Origin of the sequence: Methylobacterium sp. WL18, from assembly GCF_008040015.1 — a bacterium.
Taxonomy (GTDB): Bacteria; Pseudomonadota; Alphaproteobacteria; order Rhizobiales; family Beijerinckiaceae; genus Methylobacterium; species Methylobacterium mesophilicum.
Genome location: NZ_VRVD01000886.1, coordinates 1 through 1,519 on the forward strand (window position 1 = coordinate 1; position 1,519 = coordinate 1,519).

At 70.4% G+C, this 1,519-nt stretch carries 2 protein-coding genes; both read left to right on the forward strand.

The window, feature by feature from the left end; translation table 11 throughout:
- On the forward strand, positions 1–248 hold a 248-nt coding region (locus FV228_RS29335; RefSeq protein WP_147857674.1), incomplete at its 5' end, for a ribbon-helix-helix domain-containing protein.
- Between the two features lie 558 nt (positions 249–806).
- On the forward strand, positions 807–1,519 hold a 713-nt coding region (locus FV228_RS29340), incomplete at its 3' end, for a septal ring lytic transglycosylase RlpA family protein (RefSeq protein WP_147857675.1).

Genomic DNA, 1,519 nt, shown 5'->3' on the forward strand with positions numbered 1-1,519 from the left:
GGCCGCAGGGCGCCGAGATCGTGACCCTGGCGCTGGCGCCCCCGGCGGCGAAGCCCGCCGCGACGCTGAAGCAGCGCGCCCGGCAGATGTCGGTCTACCTGGAGCCGCCGGTCTACGACCAGCTCCGGGACCTCGCCTATGCCGAGCGGACCAAGATGCACGCCCTGATGCTGGAGGGGCTGGACCTGCTGTTCAAGCAGCGCGGCGCCCGCTCCATCGCGCAGCTGACCGACACCCCGCCGCGCTGAACCCGGCGCGGCTCGACCCTGCCCCCGCACAGGGTCCCGGACGCGACCCGTTCAGGGAGTTTGCAAAGGCAGCTCTGACAACACCCCGTCATCCCAGGGTCGCGCAGCGAAGCCCCGGGATGACGGGGTGGATGCCGACGCGTCCTTGGACATCCGGAATCCGTCACCCGTCTCACCGCTTCCGCGCCGTCCCTTAGGCAGCCGCCCGGGCGATGGATGCGCCCGAGCCATCAGGCCGGTCCTGCGCGGTCTCGACCGACCGGCTCCGCTGGCGACGATACTTACGGACAGCTCAATGCGAACGCCGCGCAAGCCCTCGGCCCTGCTTGTCCAAAACCTAAACCTTCGATCTGTCAAATGCTTGCTTGAATATTCTGATGTGCCGCGCGAAGTCCAAGAGCGGCTCGGCTGCAACTCCTGAACCGCGACAGCCGACAGCGTTCAGGCTTCCTTTACGGGACCGCTACAATTCTGGGTGGACCGGCTGAGCCCAGGGGCGCGGCCGGTGCCGGCTCGTTTCCGGGCCGCTGTCCCGCGTCGCGTTTGGTGAACCCCGATATGGTGCGCACGACCCTTCCCCGGCCTGCGCGCCTCGCCCTGCGGCTCCTGGCCGTTTCGGGCGTGGCCCTGGCGACGGCCAACTGCGCCACCAATCCCCAGCAGCAGAAGCTCAGCTCCGGCAACGGCATCGACCCGAAATACGGGGTCAAGGCGAGCCCGCGCCTCTACAACGAGGGCGACGTGATCCCGAAGGGCGGCGGGCGCCGCTACACCGGCAAGCCCTACGTGGTGGCCGGCCAGACCTACGTGCCCAAGGAGGATCCCCGCGGCTACGTGCGGGAGGGCCTGGCCTCCTGGTACGGCTCGGCCTTCCACGGGCGCATGACCGCCAACGGCGAGGTGTTCGACCGCCACTCGATCGCGGCCGCCCACCCGACCCTGCCGCTGCCGAGCTACGCAAGGGTGACCAACCTCGACAACGGCGCCTCGATGATCGTGCGGGTCAACGACCGGGGCCCCTACCATGCCGGCCGCGTCATGGACGTCTCCGAAGAGGCGGCCGAGGCCCTGGGCTTCCACCGGCGCGGCACCGCGCGGGTGCGGGTCGAATATGCCGGCAAGGCAGCGGTCGCCGGCAGCGACGACCGCAAGCTGCTCGCCAGCCTGCGCACCGACGGGCAGCCGGCCGGGCGCTCGACCGTGATGATGGCGGATCTCGGCCCCTCGGAGGAGCCTGAGCGCTACGCCCGCTCGGGGGGGGGCTTGAAGGC